Origin of the sequence: Sphingomonas lacusdianchii, from assembly GCF_022664395.1 — a bacterium.
GTDB lineage: Bacteria > Pseudomonadota > Alphaproteobacteria > Sphingomonadales > Sphingomonadaceae > Sphingomonas > Sphingomonas lacusdianchii.
The window spans coordinates 29,010-53,094 of sequence record NZ_JAKRET010000004.1 but is presented as its reverse complement, the minus strand read 5'-3'; the positions used below and the strand labels follow the sequence as shown (position 1 = coordinate 53,094).

At 67.5% G+C, this 24,085-nt stretch carries 22 protein-coding genes; 11 read left to right on the top strand and 11 right to left on the bottom strand.

Annotated features, from left to right (window positions below; genetic code table 11):
* Positions 1-3: 3 nt before the first annotated feature.
* From MF607_RS07035 to gluQRS, 3 genes are read right to left on the bottom strand one after another with little or no spacing between them, the layout of a single operon-like run.
* Entirely contained in the window at positions 4-567 is a 564-nt protein-coding gene (locus tag MF607_RS07035) for a cob(I)yrinic acid a,c-diamide adenosyltransferase (RefSeq protein ID WP_242116873.1), read from the bottom strand.
* Between the two features lie 4 nt (positions 568-571).
* Positions 572-799 carry a twin transmembrane helix small protein gene (locus MF607_RS07030; protein WP_242116870.1) on the bottom strand — a complete coding sequence of 76 codons (228 nt, stop codon included), beginning with the start codon at positions 797-799 and terminating at the stop codon, positions 572-574.
* 9 nt (positions 800-808) lie between these two features.
* The gene (gene gluQRS / locus MF607_RS07025; RefSeq protein WP_242116868.1) at positions 809-1,708 is read right to left on the bottom strand and encodes a tRNA glutamyl-Q(34) synthetase GluQRS; all 900 of its coding nucleotides are present in this window, start codon (positions 1,706-1,708) and stop codon (positions 809-811) included.
* Positions 1,709-1,764: 56 nt separating this feature from the next.
* Between gluQRS and MF607_RS07020 the strand changes: the two genes are divergently transcribed.
* Both MF607_RS07020 and MF607_RS07015 read left to right on the top strand, forming a co-directional pair.
* Complete coding sequence (locus MF607_RS07020; RefSeq protein ID WP_242116865.1) at positions 1,765-2,331, top strand: HNH endonuclease; 567 nt, start codon at positions 1,765-1,767, stop codon at positions 2,329-2,331.
* A 10-nt stretch (positions 2,332-2,341) separates the two neighbouring features.
* Entirely contained in the window at positions 2,342-3,145 is an 804-nt protein-coding gene (locus MF607_RS07015) for a class I SAM-dependent methyltransferase (protein WP_242116863.1), read from the top strand.
* A gap of 2 nt (positions 3,146-3,147) precedes the next feature.
* On the opposite strand, the gene MF607_RS07010 is transcribed toward MF607_RS07015, so the two are convergent.
* Entirely contained in the window at positions 3,148-3,510 is a 363-nt protein-coding gene (locus tag MF607_RS07010) for a DUF4440 domain-containing protein (RefSeq protein ID WP_242116861.1), read from the bottom strand.
* Positions 3,511-3,801: 291 nt separating this feature from the next.
* Here MF607_RS07010 and MF607_RS07005 point away from each other — a divergent pair, with 291 nt between their 5' ends.
* From MF607_RS07005 to MF607_RS06995, 3 genes are all read left to right on the top strand, one after another.
* Positions 3,802-5,814 carry a transglycosylase domain-containing protein gene (locus MF607_RS07005; RefSeq protein ID WP_242117248.1) on the top strand — a complete coding sequence of 671 codons (2,013 nt, stop codon included), beginning with the start codon at positions 3,802-3,804 and terminating at the stop codon, positions 5,812-5,814.
* A 475-nt stretch (positions 5,815-6,289) separates the two neighbouring features.
* Positions 6,290-7,291, top strand: a complete 1,002-nt coding sequence (locus MF607_RS07000) for a threonine aldolase family protein (RefSeq protein ID WP_242116859.1) — start codon at positions 6,290-6,292, stop codon at positions 7,289-7,291.
* Positions 7,288-8,199: a DMT family transporter gene (locus MF607_RS06995; RefSeq protein WP_242116856.1), complete on the top strand. Its 912-nt coding sequence runs from the start codon at positions 7,288-7,290 to the stop codon at positions 8,197-8,199. The genes MF607_RS07000 and MF607_RS06995 overlap by 4 nt, the downstream gene beginning before the upstream one ends.
* Here MF607_RS06995 and MF607_RS06990 read toward each other — a convergent pair.
* The 3 genes from MF607_RS06990 to MF607_RS06980 form a co-directional block, all read right to left on the bottom strand.
* The gene (locus MF607_RS06990; RefSeq protein WP_242116855.1) at positions 8,109-8,939 is read right to left on the bottom strand and encodes a Rossmann-fold NAD(P)-binding domain-containing protein; all 831 of its coding nucleotides are present in this window, start codon (positions 8,937-8,939) and stop codon (positions 8,109-8,111) included. The genes MF607_RS06995 and MF607_RS06990 overlap by 91 nt on opposite strands.
* Positions 8,936-10,549, bottom strand: coding sequence for a M28 family metallopeptidase (locus tag MF607_RS06985; protein ID WP_242116854.1), 1,614 nt, complete (start codon positions 10,547-10,549; stop codon positions 8,936-8,938). The genes MF607_RS06990 and MF607_RS06985 overlap by 4 nt, the downstream gene beginning before the upstream one ends.
* 141 nt (positions 10,550-10,690) lie before the next feature.
* Complete coding sequence (locus MF607_RS06980) at positions 10,691-12,361, bottom strand: M20/M25/M40 family metallo-hydrolase (protein WP_242116853.1); 1,671 nt, start codon at positions 12,359-12,361, stop codon at positions 10,691-10,693.
* A 97-nt stretch (positions 12,362-12,458) separates the two neighbouring features.
* Between MF607_RS06980 and pepN the strand changes: the two genes are divergently transcribed.
* The 3 genes from pepN (at position 12,459) to wecC (ending at position 17,517) form a co-directional block, all read left to right on the top strand.
* On the top strand, positions 12,459-15,047 hold the full coding sequence (pepN, locus tag MF607_RS06975) for an aminopeptidase N (protein WP_242117246.1): 2,589 nt from the start codon (positions 12,459-12,461) through the stop codon (positions 15,045-15,047).
* A 99-nt stretch (positions 15,048-15,146) separates the two neighbouring features.
* Positions 15,147-16,271: a non-hydrolyzing UDP-N-acetylglucosamine 2-epimerase gene (gene wecB, locus MF607_RS06970; RefSeq protein ID WP_277925778.1), complete on the top strand. Its 1,125-nt coding sequence runs from the start codon at positions 15,147-15,149 to the stop codon at positions 16,269-16,271.
* Positions 16,264-17,517, top strand: coding sequence for a UDP-N-acetyl-D-mannosamine dehydrogenase (gene wecC / locus MF607_RS06965; RefSeq protein ID WP_242116852.1), 1,254 nt, complete (start codon positions 16,264-16,266; stop codon positions 17,515-17,517). The genes wecB and wecC overlap by 8 nt, the downstream gene beginning before the upstream one ends.
* Positions 17,518-17,739: 222 nt before the next feature.
* Here wecC and MF607_RS06960 read toward each other — a convergent pair whose 3' ends face one another.
* Genes MF607_RS06960 through MF607_RS06945 form a run of 4 tightly spaced genes read right to left on the bottom strand, consistent with a single transcriptional unit; the run spans position 17,740 to position 20,270 of the window.
* Positions 17,740-18,738 (bottom strand): nucleotidyltransferase domain-containing protein, encoded by a 999-nt coding sequence (locus MF607_RS06960; RefSeq protein ID WP_242116851.1) that lies wholly within the window; start codon positions 18,736-18,738, stop codon positions 17,740-17,742.
* On the bottom strand, positions 18,735-19,598 hold the full coding sequence (locus tag MF607_RS06955) for an HprK-related kinase A (RefSeq protein WP_242116850.1): 864 nt from the start codon (positions 19,596-19,598) through the stop codon (positions 18,735-18,737). The genes MF607_RS06960 and MF607_RS06955 overlap by 4 nt, the downstream gene beginning before the upstream one ends.
* The gene (locus MF607_RS06950; RefSeq protein WP_242116849.1) at positions 19,588-19,863 is read right to left on the bottom strand and encodes an HPr-rel-A system PqqD family peptide chaperone; all 276 of its coding nucleotides are present in this window, start codon (positions 19,861-19,863) and stop codon (positions 19,588-19,590) included. Before MF607_RS06950 ends, MF607_RS06955 begins: the two co-directional genes overlap by 11 nt.
* A 5-nt stretch (positions 19,864-19,868) precedes the next feature.
* Positions 19,869-20,270 carry a hypothetical protein gene (locus MF607_RS06945; RefSeq protein WP_242116848.1) on the bottom strand — a complete coding sequence of 134 codons (402 nt, stop codon included), beginning with the start codon at positions 20,268-20,270 and terminating at the stop codon, positions 19,869-19,871.
* Between the two features lie 85 nt (positions 20,271-20,355).
* Between MF607_RS06945 and MF607_RS06940 the strand changes: the two genes are divergently transcribed.
* The 3 genes from MF607_RS06940 to pstC all read left to right on the top strand — a co-directional run bounded on the left by MF607_RS06940 (position 20,356) and on the right by pstC (position 24,039).
* Positions 20,356-21,558, top strand: a complete 1,203-nt coding sequence (locus tag MF607_RS06940) for an ATP-binding protein (protein WP_242116847.1) — start codon at positions 20,356-20,358, stop codon at positions 21,556-21,558.
* A 67-nt stretch (positions 21,559-21,625) separates the two neighbouring features.
* Positions 21,626-22,657 carry a substrate-binding domain-containing protein gene (locus tag MF607_RS06935; RefSeq protein WP_242116846.1) on the top strand — a complete coding sequence of 344 codons (1,032 nt, stop codon included), beginning with the start codon at positions 21,626-21,628 and terminating at the stop codon, positions 22,655-22,657.
* A complete protein-coding gene (gene pstC / locus MF607_RS06930; protein ID WP_242116845.1) occupies positions 22,657-24,039 on the top strand; it encodes a phosphate ABC transporter permease subunit PstC in 1,383 nt (460 codons plus the stop codon). The genes MF607_RS06935 and pstC overlap by 1 nt, the downstream gene beginning before the upstream one ends.
* The last annotated feature ends 46 nt before the right edge of the window (positions 24,040-24,085 follow it).

Genomic DNA, 24,085 nt, shown 5'->3' with positions numbered 1-24,085 from the left:
CTCCTATGCCGGCTGGTGAACCCCGCCTGGCACCCACAAAACGTCTCCGCCGCCACTTTGGTTCACCCATCGGGCGTATACAAAGAGGAGGTCAGACAACCGATTGATATAGGACAATAAATTCTGATTAAGGTCCGCCTCGTACGAAGCATGCACCACCGACCGCTCGGCGCGCCGGACGATCGCCCGCGCCAGATGCAGCGCCGCGCCCGCCGCCGTCCCGCCCGGCAGGATGAAGCTGGTCAGCGGCGACAGATCGGCGTTCATCCGGTCGATCGCTTCCTCCAGTGCGGTCACCTGTGCCGGCACGATCCGCAGCGCGCCCGCGATGCCCGGTGGGGTGGCGAGGTCCGCACCATAGTCGAACAGGTCGTTCTGCACCCGGCGCAGCAACGCCGTATCGGCATCGCCCAGCGCGACGACGGCGACGCCCAGCGCCGAATTGGCCTCGTCGACATCGCCGATCGCCTGCATCACCGCTGCATCCTTGGCGACGCGCGATCCGTCGACCAGCCCGGTGGTGCCCGCGTCGCCGGTCCGCGTGTAGATCTTGTTCAGCTTGACCACTGCGTCAGGTGCGCCCGGCCATGAACAGGATCACGACGACGATCAGAATCGCGATCGCCTGAAACAACACCCGCGCCTGCATCATCCTGTTCGATTTCAGCGCCTGTTCGCTCGGCCCCTCGCCGCGGGCGGCGGCGGTTCCTTCGGCAAGGAAGGAGACGATGCCGCGCACCAGCGCGACGACGACCGCGATCATCGCCGCGATCAGCAACAGGACCAGGAACGTGTTCATGGACGGAAGCTAAGCATTTGCGAGCGCGAATCCAATGGGAAGTCGCCGCGCGCGCAGATCGTCGGCGAATGCCTTCCCCTCCACCCCCGCATCGCGCAATGCCGCCAGCGTCGGCGCGCCGTTGCGCTTGGCGAGTCTTTGCCCGTCCGGCCCCAGCAACAGCGGATGATGCCGCCACACCGGCACCGGCAGGTCGAGCAGCGCCTGCAGCAACCGATGGACATGCGTCGCCGCGAACAGGTCGATGCCGCGCACGACATGGGTCACCCCTTGCGCTGCGTCGTCGACCGTCACCGCCAGATGATAGCTGGTCCCGGCATCCTTGCGCGCCAGCACCACGTCGCCCTGTGCCAGCGGATCGGCGCGGACCCGTCCGGCGAGTTCGTCGACCCAGTCGAGCGGCCCCGTCAGCGTCACCGCCCGCGCCATGTCGATCCGCCACGCATGTGGCTCGCCCAGCCGCGCCGCCGCGACGTCCGCCGGGATCGCACGGCACGTCCCCGGATAGACGACCCCGTCCACCCCATGCGGCGCCGACGCACTCGCCGCCACCTCGCGCGCGATATCGGCGCGGGTACAGAAACACGGATAGACCAGCCCCATCCCCCGCAACCGGTCGAGCGCGGCGCGGTACAGCGCCATCCGCGCCGACTGGAACACCACCTCCCCGTCCCATTGCAGCCCCAGCCACGCCAGATCGGCCAGGATGCCCGCGACATGTTCCGGCCGGCTGCGCCCGCCATCGATATCCTCGATCCTGAGCAGCCACCGCCCGCCCGCCGCCCGCGCACGGTCGTGCGATTCGATCGCCGCCAGCGCATGGCCGGCATGGAGTGCCCCGGTGGGACTGGGGGCAAAGCGGGTGACGACCGTCCTGGTTTGACTTTCGGCCTTGCCCCGTGCTGTCATGTCCGCGTCATCGTTGCCGATCATATCGGCGGCGACGTTTACGCGAGGGGGACTTCATGTACCATCCCGATCGCCTCCGCCATCCCGATGGCTGTCCCGCGCTGGTGCTCAACGCGGACTATACGCCGTTGAGCTATTATCCGCTCAGCGTCTGGCCATGGCAGACTGCGGTAAAGGCCGTGTTTCTCGACCGGGTCGACATCGTCGCCCAATATGACCGCGAAGTGTGCAGCCCGACCGCGCGCATCAAGCTGCCGTCGGTGATCGCGCTCAAGCAATATGTCCGGCCGTCCGAATTTCCGGCCTTCACCCGGTTCAACCTGTTCCTGCGCGACCGGTTCAGCTGCCAATATTGCGGCGCGACGCACGACCTGACCTTCGACCATGTCGTGCCCCGCGCGCAAGGGGGCCGGACGACGTGGGAGAATGTCGCCACCGCCTGCGCGCCGTGCAACCTGCGCAAAGGGGGCCGTACGCCGAAACAGGCGGCGATGCCGCTGCACGTCCAGCCGATCCGCCCGACCAGCTGGCAGTTGCAGGAACAGGGCCGCCGCTTCCCGCCCAACCATCTGCATGAAACGTGGCACGACTGGCTCTATTGGGACGTCGAGCTGGAGGCGTGACGTTTCGACCATGACCGATGCGCGCGTACAGGCATGGCTGGCCGTCCGCGACCCGCTGGAGCGGCAGTTGGCCCCGATCGGTCAGGCAGTGATCGACCGGCTGACGCTGCGACCGGGCGAACATGTCCTCGATCTCGGCTGCGGCATCGCGCGCACGACCGAGACCCTCGCGCGCATCGTGGGTCCGGGCGGTCGTGTCACCGGGGTCGACATCCTGCCCGCCGCGATCGAGGTTCGCGTGCCGGAAACCGCGCATCTCCGACACGTCGATCATGTGATCGGAGATGCCCAGACGCTGGTGTTCGAAGACAGCTATGACGCGGTCTTTTCCCGCTTCGGGGTCATGTTCTTCGCCGATCCCGTCGCGGCGTTCGCCAATATCCGCATGGCGCTGCGCCCCGCTGGCCGGTTCGGCTTCGTCTGCTGGCGCACGCTGGCCGATAATGAGCTGGACTCGTTCCCGCTGCGCGCCGCGGCTCCGTGCCTGCCCGGCGAGCTGGTCGCCGATGCCGAACGCGCCGAACATTTCTCGTTCGCCGACCCAGCCTTCCTGTCCGGCACGCTCGAAGCAGCCGGGTTCGTCAGGGTTACGGTCGCTCCGGTCGACATCGCGACCTGTGCCGGGAGCCTGACCGACACCGTCGACCTGTGCCTGCGCTTCGGTTCGCTCGGCAAGATCGTGCGGGATCACCCCGGCTATCGCGCCGATGCGCAGACGCTGCTCGAAGCCGCGTTCCGTGCGCGGTACGGGTCCGCCGACCCGGTGCTGCGCGCGGCGACGTGGATCGTCCAGGCGACCACGTCGCCGCGCTGACCTCACTCCCCCTTCGACGTCAGCGGCGGGGTCTGCTGATGCTGGACCACCGTCCACACGCCATGTTCGATCCAGCGATAGGTCGAGGTGCAATAGGCCAGATACGCCTCGCCGCCCTTATGCGCCTCCGCCTTGTAGGCGACGACGATCAGCCCTTCCTGCGGCCGCGCGACCTGTCGTTCGGTCAGCGACACCTGTTCCCAGCGCGGCGTGTCCTTGACCGCATCGATCGCCTGTTGCCCGGTGAACACGAACGGCGGCGTCGGCAGCACCATCAGGCATTCGTCGTCGATCGATTCTTCGTAATGCGCCGCGTCGGCGGTCCACAGGCTTTCCTCGAAACTCCAGATGCGATCGTCGTCCACGCCGTTTCTCCTTGCGACTCCGCGACCTAGCGCATGACAGCCCAGCCGGTTCCGGCAACGGTCCACCACGCACCCCCGCGCCGTCGCATCCAGCTTGCCGAAGCTGTATCAGAACGGTAATACACGGCCGGTATCATGGCTTACGATCCCCCGTCCCCGCCCTCCGGCCCGATCGATCCCAGCCGGATCGGGCGCCTGTCGACCCCGTTGACGGGCGAAGCGCTGGAGCGGCGGCGGCGGCTGGCCGCGTTCGACGATGCGCTGGCCGATTACGATCGCAGCTTCCCCGGCATGGGCGACGCGCCGCCGCCACCCCCGCCGCCCGAAGCGCCACAGACCGCGAAGCGCCGCCGCCCGCTGCGCTGGTGGCTGCGCTGGATCATGCGCGGCTTCGGCATCCTCATCATCCTGCTGGTGATCGCCATCGCGTGGCTGGCCTTCACCGCGCCGCTGTCGAAATCGCTCGAACCGCCCGCCCCGCCCTCGATCACCCTGCTCTCGGCCGAAGGGACCCCGATCGCCGAGCGCGGCGCGAATATCGGCAAGCCGGTCGATGCGACCAAACTCCCCGCGCATGTCAGCGAAGCCTTCATGGCGATCGAGGACCGCCGGTTCCGCACCCATTGGGGCATCGATCCCCGCGGCATCCTCCGCGCGATGTGGACCAATACCCAGGCGGGCGGCGTGCGACAGGGGGCGAGCACGATCACGCAGCAACTCGCCAAGAACGCCTTTCTCGATTCGGACCGGACCGCGGCGCGCAAGCTGCGCGAGGTGCTGATCGCCTTCTGGCTGGAGGCATGGCTGACCAAGGACGAGATCCTCTCGCGCTATCTCTCCAACGCCTATTTCGGCGACAATGCCTATGGCCTCGACGCCGCCGCCCGCCATTATTTCAGCCGCGCGCCCAGGGACCTGACCGTCGGACAGGCGGCGATGCTGGCGGGCTTGGTCAAGGCCCCCTCGCGCCTCGCCCCCACCGGCAACCTCAAGGGCGCGCGAGCGCGGCAGGCGGTTGTGGTCGGCGCGATGGAGGATGCCGGCTATCTGACCCCGTCCGAAGCGCGCCGGGTCAAACCCGCCGTGCTGCGCGTCACCGACAACAGCACGCTGCCCTCGGGCACCTATTTCGCCGACTGGGTGCTGCCGCAGGCACGCGACCGGGCGGGCGGCATCGGTGCCGATCGCAAGGTCGCGACCACGCTCGAAGTCCGCATGCAGCGCGCCGCCGAACGCGCCGTCCGCAACGCGGGCCTGCGCCAGACGCAGGTCGCGATCGTCGCCATGCGCCCCGATGGCCGCGTCATCGCCATGGTCGGCGGCAAGGATTACCGCAACAGCCCGTTCAACCGCGCGGTACAGGCGCGGCGGCAACCCGGATCGACCTTCAAGCTGTTCGTCTATCTCGCCGCCATGCGCTCGGGGCTCACGCCGCAGAGCCAGGTGCTCGACGAACCGGTCACGATCGGCGACTGGAGTCCCAAGAACAGCGACGGCCGCTATCTCGGCAGCATTACCCTCGAACGCGCCTTCCAACGCTCCAGCAACGTCGCCGCCGCGCGGCTGACCAAGGAAGTGGGCGTGCGCAACGTCATCCGCGCCGCCCGCGACCTCGGCATCTCGACGCCGATCGCCAACGAAGCCTCGATCGCGCTCGGCACCTCGACCGTGTCGCTCCTGGAACTGACCAGCGCCTATGCCGCGATCGCGGCGGGTGAGGCACCGGTCATCCCGCGTGGACTTGCCGAAAAGGACGAACCGACGTGGCTCGACCGGCTGCGCTCGACCCGCAAGACGCTGTCGCGCGAGGAGCTGGACGGGATGCGCACGCTGCTCGCCGCGTCGATCCGACAGGGTACCGGCATCGCCGCCAATTTGCCGGTCGAGGCGTTCGGCAAGACCGGCACGACGCAGGACAATCGCGACGCGCTGTTCGTCGGCTATGCCGGCGGCATCGTCGCGGGCGTGTGGCTCGGCAATGACGACAACAGCACCAATCCGGGGTTGGCCGGCGGCGGCCTGCCCGCGCGTATCTGGCGCGACTTCATGCGACAGGCGCTGAACCTGCGCGATCCGGTGCCGGTCGCGGCGCCCGAACCCGAACCGATCGACAATGCGATCGACGCGGTACAGGACCTGATCGGCAACCCGTTCGACGCGCCACCGACGATCCAGGGTCCGGGCTTCGACGTCTCGGTCGACCCCGACGGGCAGGTCCGCTTCAACCCCAACGACCGCCGCCGCCGCGAGGAGGAACCGGTACCGCAGGAAGAACGACGCCCGCCGGACGAGGACGAGCAATAGGGGTTTCAGGTCCGCGCAACCTCCGCACCCTATGAAACTGATCCAGAGTACCACCTCCGCGAGACCTTACCAAAACCCCGACACCGCATCCCCGCGAAGGCGGGGACCCAGGGCCACGCGCACAAACCGTTGTTTTGCTTGCCCCTGGGCCTCCGCCTTCGCGAGACCTTTGCGAAAGTCAGGCCCCAGTCCCAGCTCTCTCGTACCCCGGCGAAGGCCGGGGTCCAGTTGGGAAGGTTCTTCCGAAAGGTACGGACGTCCCCCAACTGGGCCCCGGCCTTCGCCGGGGTACGGAAAAGGTAGCTCCGCAAAGGTCTCGCTTTCACGCGGGTTACGCACGGATTGGGGGATCGGTGATGCGTCGATCCAAATTTTCGACGTCTCAGCCCCTACCTCACACGACGGTTCCGATTGCGGGTACATGGTCCAACCTTCCCCGGTTGACCCCCGCCCCCCGCACGCCCAAGGCATCCCCATGCGCTTCTTCTCCGACAATGCCGCCCCCGCCTGCCCCGCCGTGCTCGACGCGATCGTCGCCGCCAACGGACAGGACACCGCCTATGACGGCGACGGCTTGAGCAAGCGGCTCGACGCCCGCTTCGGCGAACTGTTCGGCTGCGAGGTCGCGGTGCTGTGGGTGCCGTCGGGCACCGCCGCCAACTGCATCGCGCTGGCCGCGATGTGCCCGCCGCATGGCGGCATCGTCTGCCACCACGACGCCCATATCCAGAATGACGAAGGCGGCGCGCCCGAATTCTACACCCATGGCGCCAAGCTGATGCTGCTCGACGGCGACGGCGCGAAGCTCGCGCCCGACGCCATCGAAGCCTATCTGGCGACGATCCGCGACGACGTGCATCAGGTCCAGCCGCACGCCATCTCGATCACCCAGGCGACCGAGGCCGGCCGGGTCTACACCCCCGACGAAGTCGCCGCGATCGGTGCCGTCGCCCGTGCGCGCGGTCTCGGGCTGCACATGGACGGCGCGCGCTTCGCCAATGCCGTTGCGCATCTCGGCTGTACCCCGGCGGAGGTCACGTGGCAGGCCGGGGTCGACGCGCTGTCGTTCGGTTTCATCAAGAATGGCGGCATGTCGGCCGAGGCTTTGGTCTTCTTCCGCCCCGAACTGGCGAAGGTCGCCCGCTACCGCCGCAAGCGCGCCGGGCTGCTCGCGTCGAAAGGTCGCTTCCTCGCCGCGCAGTTGCTGGCGATGCTCGACGACGATGTCTGGCTCGCCAACGCCCGCGCCGCCAATGCCGGGGCGGCGATGTTGGCACAAGCGGCGGGCGACCGGCTGGTTCATGCGGTCGAGGCCAACGAGGTCTTCCTCCGCCTGACGGCGCAAGAAGCCGCCGGCCTGCGCGCACAGGGGTTCGATTTCTACGATTGGGGCGTCGGACAGGCGCGGCTGGTCGTTGCCTGGGATCAGGATGCGGCGACCGTCCGTCCGCTGGCGGAGGCGATCGCCGCGCTATGACCGACACCCCCCGTTCGGCGACGCCGGCGGTACTGATCCCGTTCGGCATCGTCACCCTGATCTGGGGGTCGACCTGGATCGTGATCCGCGATCAACTGGGCGTGGTGCCGGCGTCGTGGTCGGTGACCTATCGCTTCCTGATCGCCGGGATTGTCATGCTGCTCTGGGCATGGCAGCGCGGCGACCGCATTGCCGTCGACCGGCGGGGGCTCCTGTTCGCCACCGGCCTCGGCCTCGCCCAATTCTGCCTAAACTTCAACTTCGTCTACCGCTCCGAGCAATATGTCACCTCGGGGCTGGTCGCGCTGATGTACGCGCTGTTGATCGTGCCCAATTCGATCCTCGCGCGCATCTTCCTCGGGCAGCGCATGGGGCGGCAATTGCTGGTCGGATCGGCGATCGCTTTGGCTGGCGTCGCACTGCTGTTCGTCCACGAAGCGCGCGAACATTCCGAAAACGGCGCGGCGGTGCTGATCGGTCTCGGCATCGCGCTGGCCGGCGTCTTTTCCGCCTCGGTCGCCAACGTCATGCAGGCGACACCGACCGCCAAGGCCTATCCGATGGTGCCGCTGCTCGGCATCGCGATGCTGATCGGTGCGGCAATGGACGCCAGCTACGCCACGCTGACGGTCGGGCCGCCGGTGTTCGACTGGCGCTGGGCCTATGTTGGCGGGCTGCTCTATCTCGGCATCGTCGCCTCGGCGGTCGCCTTCACCCTGTATTTCGGGCTGATCCGCACGATCGGCCCGGCCAAGGCGGCCTATAACGGCGTCGTCGTGCCGGTCATCGCGATGCTGTTGTCAACTTTGTTCGAAAACTATCGCTGGTCGCCGCTCGCCGGGGCCGGGGCGGCACTGGCACTGGCCGGGCTGGTGGTGGCGCTCAGGGCGCGCAGGCCGAACCGGTAATCGGGGTAATCGGGCGTCCAGCCCAGCACCCGCTTCGCCTTGCCGTTCGCCACCCGCCGGTTCTCGCCATAAAAGGCGCGCGCCATCGGGCTCAGCGTCTCCAGCGCAACGAACGGTGGCGGCTCCACCCCCAACAACCGCGCCGCATATTCGACGACCTCATTCTGCGAGGCCGGCAGATCATCGGATAAATTATACGAACCTGCTGGTGCGGACAGCCCGTACGTGACACCTTTGGCAACATCCGCGACATGCACCCGGCTGAACACCTGTCCGGGGCAATCGACCCGGTGCGCCTCCCCCGCCGCTACCCGCTCCAGCGGCGACCGTCCCGGCCCGTAGATGCCCGGCAACCGGAACACCCGTGCCCCAAGGTCCAGCCACGCCCGATCGGCCGCATTGCGGTTCGCCCGCCGCCCGGCGATCGGGGTGCGCTCATCGACCCAGCCGCCCTCGGCATCGCCATAGACGCCGGTCGACGATAGATAGGCCAGCGTCGGTCCCGTCAGCAATTCCCGGTAGTTGGCGAGCACCGGATCACCCTCGCCATCGGGCGGCACGCTCGACAGGATGGCGGTCGCTTGGGCCGCCTCGAACCGCACCCGGTCGGCATCGGCGAACGCAATACTGCCATCGCGCCCGTCGCGCGTCGTACCTACGACCCGCCACCCCTGCGTCTCCAGCCGCGCCGCGATCGCTCGCGACGTGTACCCCAGCCCAAAGATCAGCAGCCGGCTCACTTCGCCCCGTAACCGTCGTACAACACGCCGAAATAATCGCGCTTGTTCCACCGCGGCCGTTCGTCGGCATTGGCGAGGTCGAGCGCGATGTCGTGGTTGATCGCCACGAACACCCGCCCCGCCGCCCAGTCGAATGTCTGGTGCATGTCGTCGCCCGGCTGATGGTACCGGTTCGCCAGGAAATCGGCGACCGCCGCCTTGCCCGGCCCCGCCCAGCCGGTGTCGAGCGACACCGACGGCACGCCTGCCTTGACGAAGCTGTAATGGTCCGACCGGACGAAGATCGCCTCTTCCGGCTCGGGATCGGGGCTGAGCGCGATGCCGCGCTTGCCCGCCGCCCGCGCCACGGCTTGCGCGACGGTCGAATGGTCGGCACCGATCGCGACCATGTCCTGAAAGCGGTAGGACAGGATCGGCATGTCGAGATTGACGTCGGCGACGATGGAACCCTTGGGCACGGTCGGGTTCATCGCGAAATATTCGCTGCCGATCAGCCCTTTCTCCTCCGCCGTCACGCTGACGAAGATCAGGCTGCGGCGGGGTTTGCGCGGATCGGCGGCGAATTGCTTCGCGACCTCGATCATCGCCGCCGTGCCGACGCCATTGTCCATCGCGCCGTTGTTGATGACGTCGGCGCCCTTGGGCAGCGTCGGATCGGTCGATACTCCGATATGGTCGAGATGCGCCGACAGCGCGACATATTGGTCGCGCAAGGCCGGATCGCTACCGGGCAGGATGCCGACGACATTGGCGCTGTCGAACCGGCGGGTCGTCGACCGCTGACGCGTCGTCACCCGCACGCCGGTCGCCCCGCGCGGCACCGGCGTGCCCGCCGCTTCCGCCTTCAGCACCGCAGGCCAGTCGATCGCCGATCCGGTGAACAGCTTGGCCGCGCCCGACGCGCTCAGCCAGCCGATCGCCGGCGCGGCGGCCCCGGCGACCTGCGCGCGACCGTCCTTGCCGACCCACGTCATGCGCGAACTGCGGTAGATCGACATGAGATAGCTGAATGGATAGCGTTTCGACTGTTCGTCGGTCTCGATCTGGAGCACGCCGATCGCGCCATGCGCCGCCGCATTGGCGCGCTTGGTGTCGCCGCTGGCGAGGTGCGCGCGGATCTCACTCGGCAATTTGGCGGGCGCGCCATAGAGATAGGCGACGATCTTTCCCCGCACGTCCAGCCCGGCATAATCGTCGATGCCGTTCGCCGCATCGGTCACCCCCTGCCCGACGAACACCACCTCGCCCGACCGCCGCAGATCGGGTTCGAGGAAGCTGGTCGAGGTCAGATAATCGGACCCGAAGGTCAGTGCCGGCCGCCCCGCCGCCGTCAGCCTGCCCTTCCCCGCCGGCACCGCCGAGATCAGCGACACGCGTTGCAGATAGCTGCCGTCATCGCCGCCCGGCTTCAAACCCGCGGCGCGCATCTGATCGGCGACATAGGCGGCGGCCCGGTCATATTCGGAGGTGCCGGGTTCGCGTCCCTTCATGTCGTCGGCGGCGAGGAACGCGACATGCGCCCGCATCGCCGCCTCCTCCGGGGTCAGCGGCGCGGTCTGGGCAAGCGCGCCGGTCGATGCCAGCAACAGCGCAAGCGGGAAAAGGCGCATGAGAGTCCTTTTTCAAACGCAATGATACCCGTCATTCCAGCGAAGGCTGGAATCTCCCGGTGGCGAAGCGCGACCTTCCCCACCGGAAGGCCCCAGCCTGCGCTGGGGCGACGTCGTTGGGGAAGGGACGCCCCCCTACCGCTACTTCGCGCCGTAGCCGTTATACAGCGTCCCGAAGAAATCGCCCTTGTTCCACGCCGGCCGTGCGGGCGCGTCGGCGATTTCGCGGGCGATCTGATAATTGACGTTGATGAAGCGTTCGCCCGATTCCCAGTCGATCGGCGGACCCTGCACCACTTCGTCGGACGGCTTGTGATAGTTGTTGGCGAAGAACGCATCGACCGCCGCCTTGCCCGGTCCCGACGTGCCCGGCCACAGGAAGACCGAGGGCACGCCCTGCTGGACGAAGCGATAGTGGTCGGAGCGCACGAACAGCGCCATTTCGGGCATCGGATCGGGCGAGAAGCTCACCCCCGCCGTCGCCGCCGCGCGCTTGACGATATCGCCGAGGCTCGACCGGACCGCGCCGAAGGCGATGACGTCGGTGAATTTGTAGGTGATGATCGGCATGTCGAGATTGACGTCGGCAACGATCCGCGCCTTGTCGATCGTCGGGTTGTTCGCGAAATAGTCGGAGCCGACCAGCCCCTTTTCCTCGGCAGTAACCGCGAGGAACAGGATCGAGCGCCTGGGCGCCTTGCCCGCAGTCTTGAAGCGCTTGGCCTCCTCGATCAGCGAGGCGATGCCCACCGCATTGTCCATCGCGCCGTTATAGATGGTGTCGCCCTTGGCATTGGGCGTGCCGACGCCGACATGGTCGAGATGCGCCGACAGCACCACCGTTTCCGGCGCGACCGACGGGTCGCTGCCCGGCAGGATACCCGCGACGTTGTAGCTCGGCAGGGGCTTGGTCGAGGTCTTGATCGACACGGTCATGGTCGGCTTGAGCGCGACGGCGCGGAACTTGGCCTTGCCCGACAGCGCCGCTGCCGCCTTGGCCCAGCTCGTTCCCGATCCCGCGAACAGCTTTTCCGCACCCGCTGTGCCGATGGTGGCGATGGTCGGTACGCCGCCGCCCATCACATGGCCGGCGCCATCGGCTTCGGCCCAGCTGACGCTCGGGCTGTCATAGCTCGCCGCGCCGCGCGACAGCGGCGAACGCTGTGCCGCTTCGGGCGTCTGGAGCGCAACCACCGCGACCGCGCCCTTGGCCTTGGCGATCGCCGCCTTGGTCGCGATGCCGCCGAAATGCGCCGCTTCCTCGCTGTCGAGACCCTCCGGCGCCCCGCGCACCACCGCCACGATCTTGCCGCGCACATCGACGCCGGCATAATCGTCGCGGCCCGGGCGGACGATGCCGTATCCGACATAGACGACCTTGCCCTCGGTCATCGATTCCGGCGCCTGCGGATTGATGCCGGGCAGATAATCCTCGCCAAAGGTCAGCGGCTGGCCGTTCAGGCTCACCTGCCCCTTGTCGGCGGCGTTCATGCGGATCAGCGGCACCTTCTGCAGATAGCTGCCGTCGTCGCCCGCCGGGCGCAGCCCCGCCGCATAGAATTGCGATGCGATATAATTGGCGGCGATATCATATTCGGGCGATCCGGCATCGCGCCCGCGCATCGCGTCGCTGGCAAGGAACATGACATGCGCCTTCATCGCCGCCTGTGCCGCGGGCAGTTCCGCATTCACCTGCGCATTGCGGGCGGTCAGTTCGGCGGCGGTGGGGGCGGGAGCCGGGGTCTGCGGCGCGTTCTGCGCGATTCCGGCGGTGCTGATGAGAAGACCGAGCAACAAGGCTGGACGGAACATTGGAATCCTTCGACAAGCGAACATAGATACAGGCGTAGCCAATGGCGTGGCCCCACGCAACGACGGCACGAACGCGATTGGAACGGGTGAGAAGATGATGGTCGATGCGACGCGTACCCCGACGGTTCCACCGATAATCCGTCGCAGCGACTATCGCCCGCCCGCATGGCATGTGCCCGATATCGCGCTGGAATTCGACCTCGACCCGCGCGGTACGCGGGTGCGTGCGACGCTGTCGGTCGAACGCCATGGCGAGGGGCCGCTGCGCCTCGACGGCGACGGACTGACCCCGCTGTCGGTCTCGGTCGACGGAAGCCCACGCAACGACTGGCGGCTGGAGGACGGCGCGCTGATCCTCGACCTGCCCGGCGACGCCCACGAAATCACGACCGAGGTCGAGATCGAGCCGCAGGCCAATACCCAGTTGATGGGCCTGTACGCATCGGGCGGCAATCTCTGCACCCAGTGCGAGGCCGAAGGGTTCCGCCGGATCACTTTCTTCCCCGACCGACCCGATATCCTCAGCCGCTACCGGGTGAAGATGACGGCGGACAAGGCGCGTTTTCCGGTGCTACTCGCCAATGGCGATCCGGTGGCGTCGGGCGATCTGGATGACGGGCGCCACTGGGCCGAATGGCACGACCCCTTCCCCAAGCCCTGCTATCTGTTCGCGCTGGTCGCGGGCGACCTCGTCGCCAATCGCGCGCAGTTCGTCACCGCCTCGGGGCGCGAGGTCGAACTCGGCATCTGGGTCCGCGAACCCGATCTGGCCAAGACCGACCATGCGATGCGCGCCCTGAAAACGTCGATGGCGTGGGACGAGCGCGTCTATGGCCGCGAATATGATCTCGACGTGTTCAACATCGTCGCGGTCGACGATTTCAATTTCGGGGCGATGGAAAACAAGGGGCTGAACATCTTCAACAGCCGCTACATCCTCGCCGACCCCGACACCGCGACCGATTACGACTATGACGGCATCGCCGCCGTCGTCGCCCACGAATATTTCCACAACTGGTCGGGCAACCGCGTCACCTGCCGCGACTGGTTCCAGCTATCGCTGAAGGAAGGCTTCACCGTCCTGCGCGACCAGCAATTCTCGGCGGACCAAGGGTCGGCGGCGGTCAAGCGGATCGAGGATGTCCGCAGCCTGCGCGCATCGCAATTCCCCGAGGATGCCGGCCCGCTCGCCCACCCGATCCGCCCCGATTCCTATCAGGAGATCAGCAACTTCTACACCGCCACCATCTATAACAAGGGGGCGGAGGTCGTGCGCATGATCGCGACGATCCTTGGCGAGACCGCGTTCCGGGCCGGTACCGACCTGTATTTCAGCCGCCATGACGGGACGGCGGCGACCTGCGAAGATTTCGTGGTGGCGATGGAGGATGCCTCGGGCGTCGACCTGTCACGCTTCCGCCGCTGGTACGAACAGGCCGGCACCCCGCGCGTCACCGCGACGCTGGCGCACGAAGCCGGCGGCGGTCGCGCGACGCTGTCGCTAACGCAGAGCATACCGCCGACCCCGGGACAGGCGACCAAGCTGCCGATGGTCCTGCCGCTCAAGGTCCGCCTGTTCGGCGCGGAGACCAGCCGGCCGCTCAGCGAGGAACAATTGTTCCTGCTCGACGAGGAACAGGGATCGATCACCTTCGAAACCGTCACCGAACGCCCGGTCCTGTCGATCAATCGCGGCTTTTCGGCACCGGTGATCGTCGAGACCGATCGCGGATCCGCCGACCTCGCCTTCTTGAGCGCGCAGGACGACGATCCCTTCGCCCGGTACGAAGCGATGCAGCAGCTGATGCTCGACACGCTCGTCGCTTCGGTCGCCAGCGGGCATGGCGACCATGCGGCGGTAATCGAGGCGGTCGGCAACACGCTGGCCGACGACCGGCTCGACCGTGCATTCATCGCCGAAGCAGTATTGCTCCCTTCCGACAGCTTCATCGGCGACCAGATGGGCGTGGTCGATCCGGATGCGATCTTCACCGCGCGCGAGGCGCTGCGCGCCGATATCGGCCGGGCGTTGCTGGTCGAATGGCGCGCCGCCTATGCCGGCACCGAGGCCGACGCGTTCGAATATAGCCCCGATGCCAAGGGCAAGCGGCGGCTGCGCACCGTGGCGCTGGGCTATATCGCGGCATCGGGTGCGACCGATGCCGACGATATCGCCTTTGCCCAGTTCCGGCAGGCCGACAACATGACCGACCGGCAGGGCGCATTGATGACGCTGGTCAATTCGGATTCGGACAGCCGCATCGCCGCGCTCGACATCTTCTACAACCGGTATCGCGACAATGCGCTGGTGCTCGACAAATGGTTCACGACCCAGGCGCTGTCGACGCGCGCCGATGCGTTCGAACAGGTCGCCGAGCTCGCCGGCCACCGCGACTTCACGCTGACCAACCCCAATCGCGCCCGCGCGCTGATCGGGGCGTTCAGCATGAACCAGAAGGCGTTTCATCGTGCCGATGGCGCCGGCTACCGGTTCCTTGCCGACCAGTTGATCGCGCTCGACCGGATCAATCCACAGACCGCCGCGAAGATGCTGCCGCCGCTCGGCCGCTGGCGGCGGTTCGACCACGCGCGCGGGGGCCTGATGCGCGCGGAGCTGGAGCGGATCCTGTCGGTGCCGGGCCTGTCGAAGGATATGCTGGAACAGGTAGGTAAATCGCTGAACTGATCCGGCATCCGCGGAGCAGGTCTTGGCCGCACCAAATATTAAACTCCCGCGGCTAGAGCGGACCGCGTGGGCGGCCAATCCCGGTCGCGGGGATCGTCGATGAGCAAGCGGGTGCAACGGGTGTTGGTCGTGTTCGGCACGCGCCCCGAAGCGATCAAGCTGTTCCCGCTGATCCATGCGCTGCGCGCGCATCCCGGCTTCGACTGTCGCGTCGTGGTCACCGCGCAGCATCGCGAGATGCTCGACCAGGTGCTCGCCTTTGCCGGCATCGTGCCCGATATCGACCTGAACATCATGACCGCCGGCCAGTCCTTGGACGGCCTGACCGCACGACTGCTCGACGCGCTGGGACCGGTGTTCGACGCCGAGACGCCCGACCGGGTGATCGTGCAGGGCGATACCGCGACCGCGATGGTCGCCGCGCTTGCCGCTTACTATCGCAAGATACCGGTCGCGCATGTCGAGGCGGGCCTGCGCAGCCACGATATCTATCATCCCTGGCCCGAAGAGGTGAATCGCAAGATCGTCGGCAGCATCGCCGACCTGCATTTCGCCCCGACCCGAACCGCCGCCGACGCGCTGCTGGCGGAAAATGTGCCGCCGTCGCGGGTGCAGGTCACCGGCAATACCGTGATCGACGCGCTGCACCTCGCGCGCGAACGGATCGCCGCCGATCCGCGGCATGGCGCCGGGCTGGACGCCATTGCCGAACGGTTCGCGGGCAAGCGCATCCTGCTGGTCACCACCCATCGCCGCGAGAATTTCGGTGACGGCGTGGCAAGCATCGCCCGCGCCATCGCCCGCATCGCCGGGCGCGACGATGTCGGCGTGGTCTTTCCGGTCCACCCCAATCCGCAGGTGCGCGGGGTGATGGCGGCGATGCTCGGCGACCACCCGCGCGTCGCGCTGATCGATCCGCTGGACTATCCACATTTCGTCCGCCTGCTCGACCTGTGCTACCTCGTGCTCACCGATTCGGGCGGGGTGCAGGAGGAAGCGCCGGGCCTCGGCAAGCCGGTGCTGGTCCTGCGCGAGACGACCGAACGTCCCGAAGGGGTCGCCGCCGGCACCGCCCGACTGATCGGATCGGACGAGGAGCGCATCGTTGCCGAGGTGACGCGGCTGCTCGACGATGCGCAAGCCCATGCCGCCATGGCGCGGGCGCATAATCCCTTCGGAGACGGCCATGCGTCCGCACGCATCGTGGAGACACTATATGCTTGAACAGCGGATCACCGCCGCCACCAGCTATGACGTGTGCGTCGTGGGCCTTGGCTATATCGGCCTGCCGACCGCCGCCGTCGTCGCCCGGTCGGGTGCGCGCGTCATCGGCATCGACGTCAGCCAGCGCGTGGTCGACACCGTCGCGCGCGGCGACATCCATATTGAGGAGGCCGATCTCGACACGCTGGTGCGCGACGTCGTGCTGCTCGGGCGGCTGACCACCGCCACGACGCCCGCCCCGGCCGACGTGTTCGTGATCGCCGTGCCGACGCCCTTCGGTCCCGGTCATGCGCCCGACCTGTCCTATGTGCTCGACGCCACGCGTGGGATCGCGCCGGTGCTGGCGCCGGGCAATACCGTGATCCTCGAATCAACGTCGCCGGTCGGCACCACCGAACAGATCCGCGACCTGCTCGCCGAACTGCGCCCCGACCTGTCGCTGCCCGGCCTGTCGGATACGCCCGATATCGCCGTCGCCTATTGCCCCGAGCGGGTGCTGCCGGGGCGGATCATCCTCGAACTCGTGTCGAACGAGCGCTCGATCGGCGGCATCACGCCGGCATGTGCGGAGGCGGCGTGCGATTTCTATCGCCGTTTCGTGGAGGGGGCCTGCACCGTCACCACCGCGCGCACGGCGGAAATGGTCAAGCTGGTCGAAAATACCAGCCGCGACGTCGCCATCGCCTTTGCCAACGAACTGTCGATCGTGTGCGACCGGATGGACCTGAACGTCTGGGACGTGATCGAGCTGGCCAACCGCCATCCGCGCGTCAACATCCTGAAGCCCGGCCCCGGCGTCGGCGGGCACTGTATTGCGGTCGACCCGTGGTTCATCGTCGATGCCGCGCCCGAACAGACACCGCTGATCCGCACCGCGCGCGAGGTGAATGACGGCAAGGTTGACCATGTCGTCGCGCGCGCTTCGGCAATGCTCGATGCCGCGCCGGACGCGCGCGCGGCGCTGCTGGGATTGGCGTTCAAGGCCGATATCGACGACCTGCGCGAAAGCCCGGCGGTCAAGGTCGCCGCCGCGCTGATCGCGCGATACGGCGACCGGATCGACCTGGTCGAACCGTTCGTCGACAGCCTGCCAAAGGCGCTCGCGGGCGGGCGGCTGGTGTCGCTGGAGGACGGGCTGGCGAACGCGATCCAGGTCGTGCTGGTCGATCATAGCGTTTTCAAGCGGGTGCCGGCCGAGGCCCGGGCAGGCAAGCAGATTTATGATACACGCGGGATGTGGCGTTGAATTTCGTTCACGCGAGGCGCGAAGAATAATTTGCGCGCAAAGGCGCAAAGGACGCTGAGGGGTTGTGGAGCGGGCCAGTTCAGCCTGTCTGGCGCAGCCTTTTCTTTCCCGGCCCCTGATGACGAAGAGCTGCTTTCGCAGCGAACGCTACCTCTCAGCGTCCTTTGCGCCTTTGCGCGAAAATAAAACCTTCTTCTTTCCAACGCCTTCGCGTGAACCAACCTACGTCTTCCGAAACTTCGTCCACAAATGCCGCGCCAGCATCGCCGGCGGCATCCGCAGCAAGTGCGAGCGGACATAGAAGCCGAACTCGGTCCCCTTGTGCCGCAACCGCCCCCAACCGTCGCGCGCCAGCAGCCGCCGCGCGAACAGCGCATCCGACGCGACCGGCGCGAACCCGTCGACCGGCGTCCCAAAGACCCGCTTCGCCAGCCGCAGCGCCCGCGCCGTCGCCGGGACCAGATCATGCCGCCCGGCGCGCGCCATCAGCCGCTCGACAAGACCGGCATCGTCGAACTCGCGCACCAGCCGGTCGATATCCCACAGGTTGCGTAAGCCCCCCTGCAAATCGCCATCGGCGAACAGATGCGCGGCAGCATGGATCACCATGTCCTCACTCGACAAGACCGACAGCCCGTTGCCGAGCGGCACCGCATCGGCGATCAGCGCCGCCGCATCGGGGGTCGGCCGCGCGGTCGGGGGCAGGATCGTGTGGTGGACGTCGATCATCCGATCGCGTTCACGGTGGATCAGCGGCGGCAGTTCGTGCATCCAACGGCGATAATAGGCGTCGTCATAGGGATCGGGCTTCACCCATTCCCACCCCGCCGCCAGCAGCACCGCCTCGACCGCATCGAGGCTTTCGCGCGGCACGAGAATGTCGAGGTCGCCGATCGACCGCCCCCGCCCCGCATCCAGCCCGGCGGCGACGAACGCCGTTCCCTTCAACAGCACCACCGGCACGCCGAGCGGTGCGAGCGCGCGGCGCGCCATCTCCGCCTCCCACAGCGCCGCCACCCGCCCCTGTTCGGCCGACACCCGCGCATCGGCCATGATCCGCGCAGCCGCCGGCGGAATCGGCAACCCGTCCAACCGCACCGCCATCGATCCGATCAATTGTTCTGCCCGCGCCGCAGCGATCAACGCATTCCATGCGTCCGACGTCAGCACCGTCGCCCGCGCCGGATCGGTCAGCACCGCTGCGACCAACGCCCCGCTCATGCGAGTTCACGCCACAGCCGCTCGACCAGCGCGATGCCGCTATCGGTATCGGCATAGTCGATCGCCCGCACCGGCACGTCCTGCACCAGCCGCCGGAGCGTCGCGAAGCCGCGCTCGCCCAGCGCGACATAATTGGTCGATGCCTGGGTCAGCCGCACGAACGTCTCCGCCGCGCCGACCGCCCGCACCGCCTCCGCCGGTCCGAAGGTCGGGAACAGCAGCAACGCCGGCACCGCCGGTCGATCCATCGCCGCGATCGCGGTCGCATCGGGGACCAGATGCCGGATATCCCCCTTCGGCGTTCCCGCCAGCAACGGCCCGAACCGCGCTTGCCCTGCGGCGCATTGCAGCACCGCAACGCTTTGGTTCTTCAGGCTGATGAGCCGCGGAAACGCATGGACCAGCCCGGTCGCCGGATCGACCAGCGCGAATTCATCGCCCATCAGCCGCCAGCCGCGCGTCATCAACAATGCCGCCAGCGTCGACTTGCCCGCCCCCGACACCCCGCTCAGCAACAATCCCCGTCCATCGCGCTCGACGACGGAGGCGTGGAGCAACAGATACCGCCGCTGCGCCAGCGCCATCTGCAAATTCATCCCCATTTCCGCCGCCAGCAGCCCCTGTGCCAACGGCAGGGGCAGCGCATCGGGCAGCATATAGTCGCCGCCGATCGTCACCGCCGGCCGGACGAAACGCCGCCACGGCCGCGCCGCGAACAGGCGGACGTTGAAATCGACGATCCCGTCCTCCGGCAGCGGATAGTCACGATACAGATCGCCCAGCGCCCCGATCGGCGCACGCCAGTCGCTGCCGATGCGGAACCCGACCGGGCCGATCCGCAGCATCCGGCTAAATCGCATCGCGCGTCACCAGCCCGATCGCCGCCAGTTCGTCGAGCCGCGCGGTCAGCGCCGCTACATCGCCGTCGGGCAGGTCATAGCGTTCGCCCAGTGCCGCCAGCAATTCCCCGGGCGTCAGCGGGTCGACCAACAGCGCCAGCATCTCGGGCACCGGCGGCGCGACCACATGCGTCTGTCCCGATGCACGGTGATAGATCGCAGTCAGCGGATCGAGCGACAAGATCAGGACATGCCCCGGCGGCGGCGCGCGATAGCGTGCGCCCATGCGCGTCAGCCGCGCGGCATCTGCAACGATGCGAAGCAGGTGAAGCCGCTGGTCCCGTTCTGCAACCGCTGGACATATTTCATATAGGCGCGGGTCGTGTCGCCATCGGCACCGGGCAGGTTGGCGCCGTTCATCGCACGCTTCACCTCTTCGCCGGTGAACGGCCGGTTGGCGCCCGGAAAGGCGCCCGGCGTGCCCGGCGCGACGACGCTGCCATCGGCATCGATCATCTGCCCGCGCCTGGCATTGTCGGGGACCGGGATTTCGCAGGTCATCACCGACGCCTGCGTCTGGGCCAGTGCCGGCCGGATCGAAACGACCGCCGACGCCCCCGCCGCGCCGATCAGCAGCGTGCGCCGCGTCGTTGCGGCACCGGGCGTGGCGGGGGAGTGCGGATCGTCGGCCATCGGCGCATCTTCCTGAAGCTGCGCGATTACGCAATCGTAAAGACGGCCACTGGCCTAAGCCGACACTTGCGCCTAATCGGGGCCGATGGACGAATTCGGCCCCCGCCTGCCCCTCGCCCTCGCCGTCGCGGTCGGCGTCGCCTTGCTGGCCTTTCTGCTGGGAGCCGGCATCAATGCCAGCGCAGTGGTGCTGGTCGGTGCGGTCGCGGCGGTACTGGTCGCCGGGCTGCACGGCCCCGATCGCAGCAGCGGCGAATCGCCCGATACCGCGCGGCAGCACGGCAGCGCCGCGACCCAGGCGGCGATCGACGCGATCGACGAACCGATCCTCGTCATCGCCGCCGGCCATGTCGATGCCGCCAATCCGGCGGCGCGCGCGCTGCTCGGCCAGCATATCGTCGGCGGCGACGTCCGCCTCGCCATCCGCCATCCCGCCGCCGCCGAACGGCTGTTCGGCAATAGCGACGACCCGGAGCCGGTCGGGCTGGTCGGGCTGGGTTCGCGCGACCAGAGCTGGGAAATGCGGGTGCGTCCACTCGGCGGCGAACGGCGGCTCGTCCATCTGGGCGACCGGACCGGCAACCGCGCGACCGAGCGGATGCGCGTCGATTTCGTCGCCAATGCCAGTCACGAACTGCGCACCCCGCTCGCCTCGCTGCTCGGCTTCATCGAAACGCTGCGCGACGAAGCGGGCGAGGATCCGGGCGTGCGAGAACGTTTCCTGAAGGTCATGAACGACGAAGCGCGGCGGATGCAGCGGCTGATCGACGACCTGATTTCCCTGAGCCGGATCGAGGCGGAGAAATACCGGCCGCCAGACCAGTCGGTCGACCTGTCGGCGATGCTGCGCGCCGTCCGCGACGAATTGAGCGCGACCAATCCGGCGCGCGGCGCCGACCTGTCGCTGCTGGTCGAACCGGCGGTGACGGTGATCGGCGACCGGGCGCAATTGTCGCAGCTGCTGCACAATGTCATCGGTAACGCCATGAAATATGGTCGTGCCGGTACGCCGGTCGAAATCCGGCTGACGCCCCGCGATACCATGGCCGAACTGGTCGTTCGCGATCATGGCGAGGGGGTGGCGATCGATCATCTGCCGCGTCTGACCGAGCGCTTTTATCGTGTCGATTCAGGACGCAGCCGGGCGCTGGGCGGCACCGGCCTCGGCCTTGCCATCGTCAAGCATATCGTCGAACGCCATCGCGGGCGGCTGGATATCGGCAGCGTCGTCGGCGACGGCACGACGGTCAGCGTGTTGCTGCCGCTGCACGCTGTCATGAAGCCGTAACGCCATGGTAACAGAGCACGGCGGAGCGTCGCGAATGACCGTATACGCATCTGGAAACCGGAACCGCATGACCCGTCGGATCGCGTCCGCCCTGACCCTCGTGCTCGCGCTGTCGGCGTGCGAGCCGCAGACGTCGCGCGACCATATCCGCGTCGTCGGGTCGTCGACCGTCTATCCCTTCACCACCGCCGTCGCCGAGATGCTGGTGAACGCCAATCCCGATCTGCGCGCGCCGCTGGTCGAATCGACCGGCACCGGTGCCGGCGCGGCGCTGTTCTGTGCCGGCGTGGGACCGCAGCATCCCGACATCCTCGACGCATCGCGCCGATTGAAGAAGTCGGAATATGCCACCTGCCAGTCGCACGGCGTGAAGGATATCATGGAGGTGCAGGTCGGCGTCGACGGCGTGGCACTGGCCGAATCGAACAACGGCCCCAAGCTGCAATTGAGCAAGCGCGACGTCTATATGGCGCTGTCGGCCAATCCGCTGGGCAAACCCAACAGCGCGCGGATGTGGAACCAGATCAACCCGACGCTGCCCGCGATCCCCATCCAGTTCTTCGGCCCGCCCGCGACCAGCGGTACCCGCGACGCGCTGGTCGAACTCATCATGGTCCCGGCCTGCGAAGCCGCCTTTCCGCAGGCAAAGGCGCTGAAGGACAGCGACAAGGATCGCTACGAGGATATCTGCACCCGCATTCGCGAGGATGCCGGCTATGTCGACAAGGGGGAGAACGACAATCTGATCGTCCAGAACCTGTCGACCAACCCCAATGCCATCGGCATCTTCGGCTATTCCTATCTCGAGGAGAACAAGTCGCGGCTGCACGGCGTGCCGATCGACGGCATTGCGCCGAGCTATGACAGCATTGCCGACGGCACCTATCCCGGCGCACGCCCGCTGTTCATCTATGTGAAGAAGGCGCACATCAAACCCGTGCCCGGCATGAACGACTTCCTCGCCATGTATGCAAAGTCATGGGACCCGGGCGGCCCGCTGACCCGCCGAGGCATGATCGCGGCACCGGCGGCGGTCCGTGCCGAATCGGCGGCGGAGATCGCCAGCCAGACCGCGATGAACCCGGCGGAGTTGCACTGATGCACGGCGTCACGCTGATCCTGCTGGTGCTCGGCTTTGGCGGCATCGGCTGGATGGTCGCGCGCGCCCGCGCCGCGCGCTTCGCCAAGCCGGCGACCGCTGCCGACCGTCCCAATTCGCTGCCCGGCCAGCATGGCTGGCACATGGCGATCTGGATTGCCGCGCCCGCACTCCTGTTCCTCGGCATCTGGAGCGCGGTGTCGCCGGCGCTGGTGCGCGACGCGGTGCTGTCGACGCCCGCCGCCGCCGGCCTGCCCGGCCCCGGCTTCGAACGCTCGGCGATATTGGCGGAGGCGCGTTCGCTGGCGCTCGGCAATGCCTATGGCGCGTTCAATCAACAGGCGGAGGTGCTGGCCCCGGCCTATGCCGCCGCGCAGAGCCGCTATGACTGGATCGGCACGACGCTCGCCATCCTGCTCGCCTTTGCCGGCGGTGCCTTCGCCTTCACCCGCATCCGCCCCGATTATCGTGCGCGCACGCAGGTCGAACGCGCGGTGATGCTGGCGCTGCTGGTCGCGTCGCTGATCGCGATCCTGACCACGCTCGGCATCTTCCTGTCGCTGGTCATCGAAAGCTGGCGCTTCTTCCGCATCGTGCCGGTCACCGATTTCCTGTTCGGCACCAACTGGAGCCCGCAGGTCATCCGCTCGAACGATCCGGGCGCGACGCTGGGCGCGGTGCCGCTATTTTGGGGCACCTTCTTCATCGGCGCGGTGATCGCGATGATCGTCGCCATCCCGTTCGGGCTGATGAGCGCGGTCTATCTGACGCAATATGCCAAGCCCGGCGTGCGCAAATGGATGAAGCCGATCCTCGAGATCCTCGCCGGCGTGCCGACCGTCGTCTATGGCTATTTCGCGGCGCTGACCGTCGGTCCTGCGATCCGCGACGTCGCGGTGATGCTCGGCATGCCCTTCGCCAGTTCGGAAAGCGCGCTCGCCGCGGGCCTCGTGATGGGGGTGATGATCATCCCGTTCGTATCATCGATGGCCGACGATTCGATCGCGGCGGTGCCGCAGTCGATGCGCGACGGCAGCCTCGCCATGGGCGCCACCACCAGCGAGACGATCGGCAAGGTACTGCTCCCCGCCGCCCTGCCCGGCGTCGTCGCGGGGGTGCTGCTGGCCGTCAGCCGGGCCATCGGCGAGACGATGATCGTCGTCATGGCGGCATCGGGCGCGGCGTCGATCACGCTCAATCCGTTCGAAAGCGCGACCACCGTTACCAAGCAAATCGTCGACCTGCTGACCGGCGAAGCGGAATTCGACAGCCCGAAGACGCTCGCCGCCTTCGCGCTCGGCCTCACGCTGTTCGCGATCACCTTCCTTCTCAACGTCGTCGCGCTGCGCGTCGTGAAACGCTACCGGGAAGCCTATGAATAGCCCCAGCCTCGTCGCCGGATCGCCCGCCGTCGAGCGCGCCGCGACC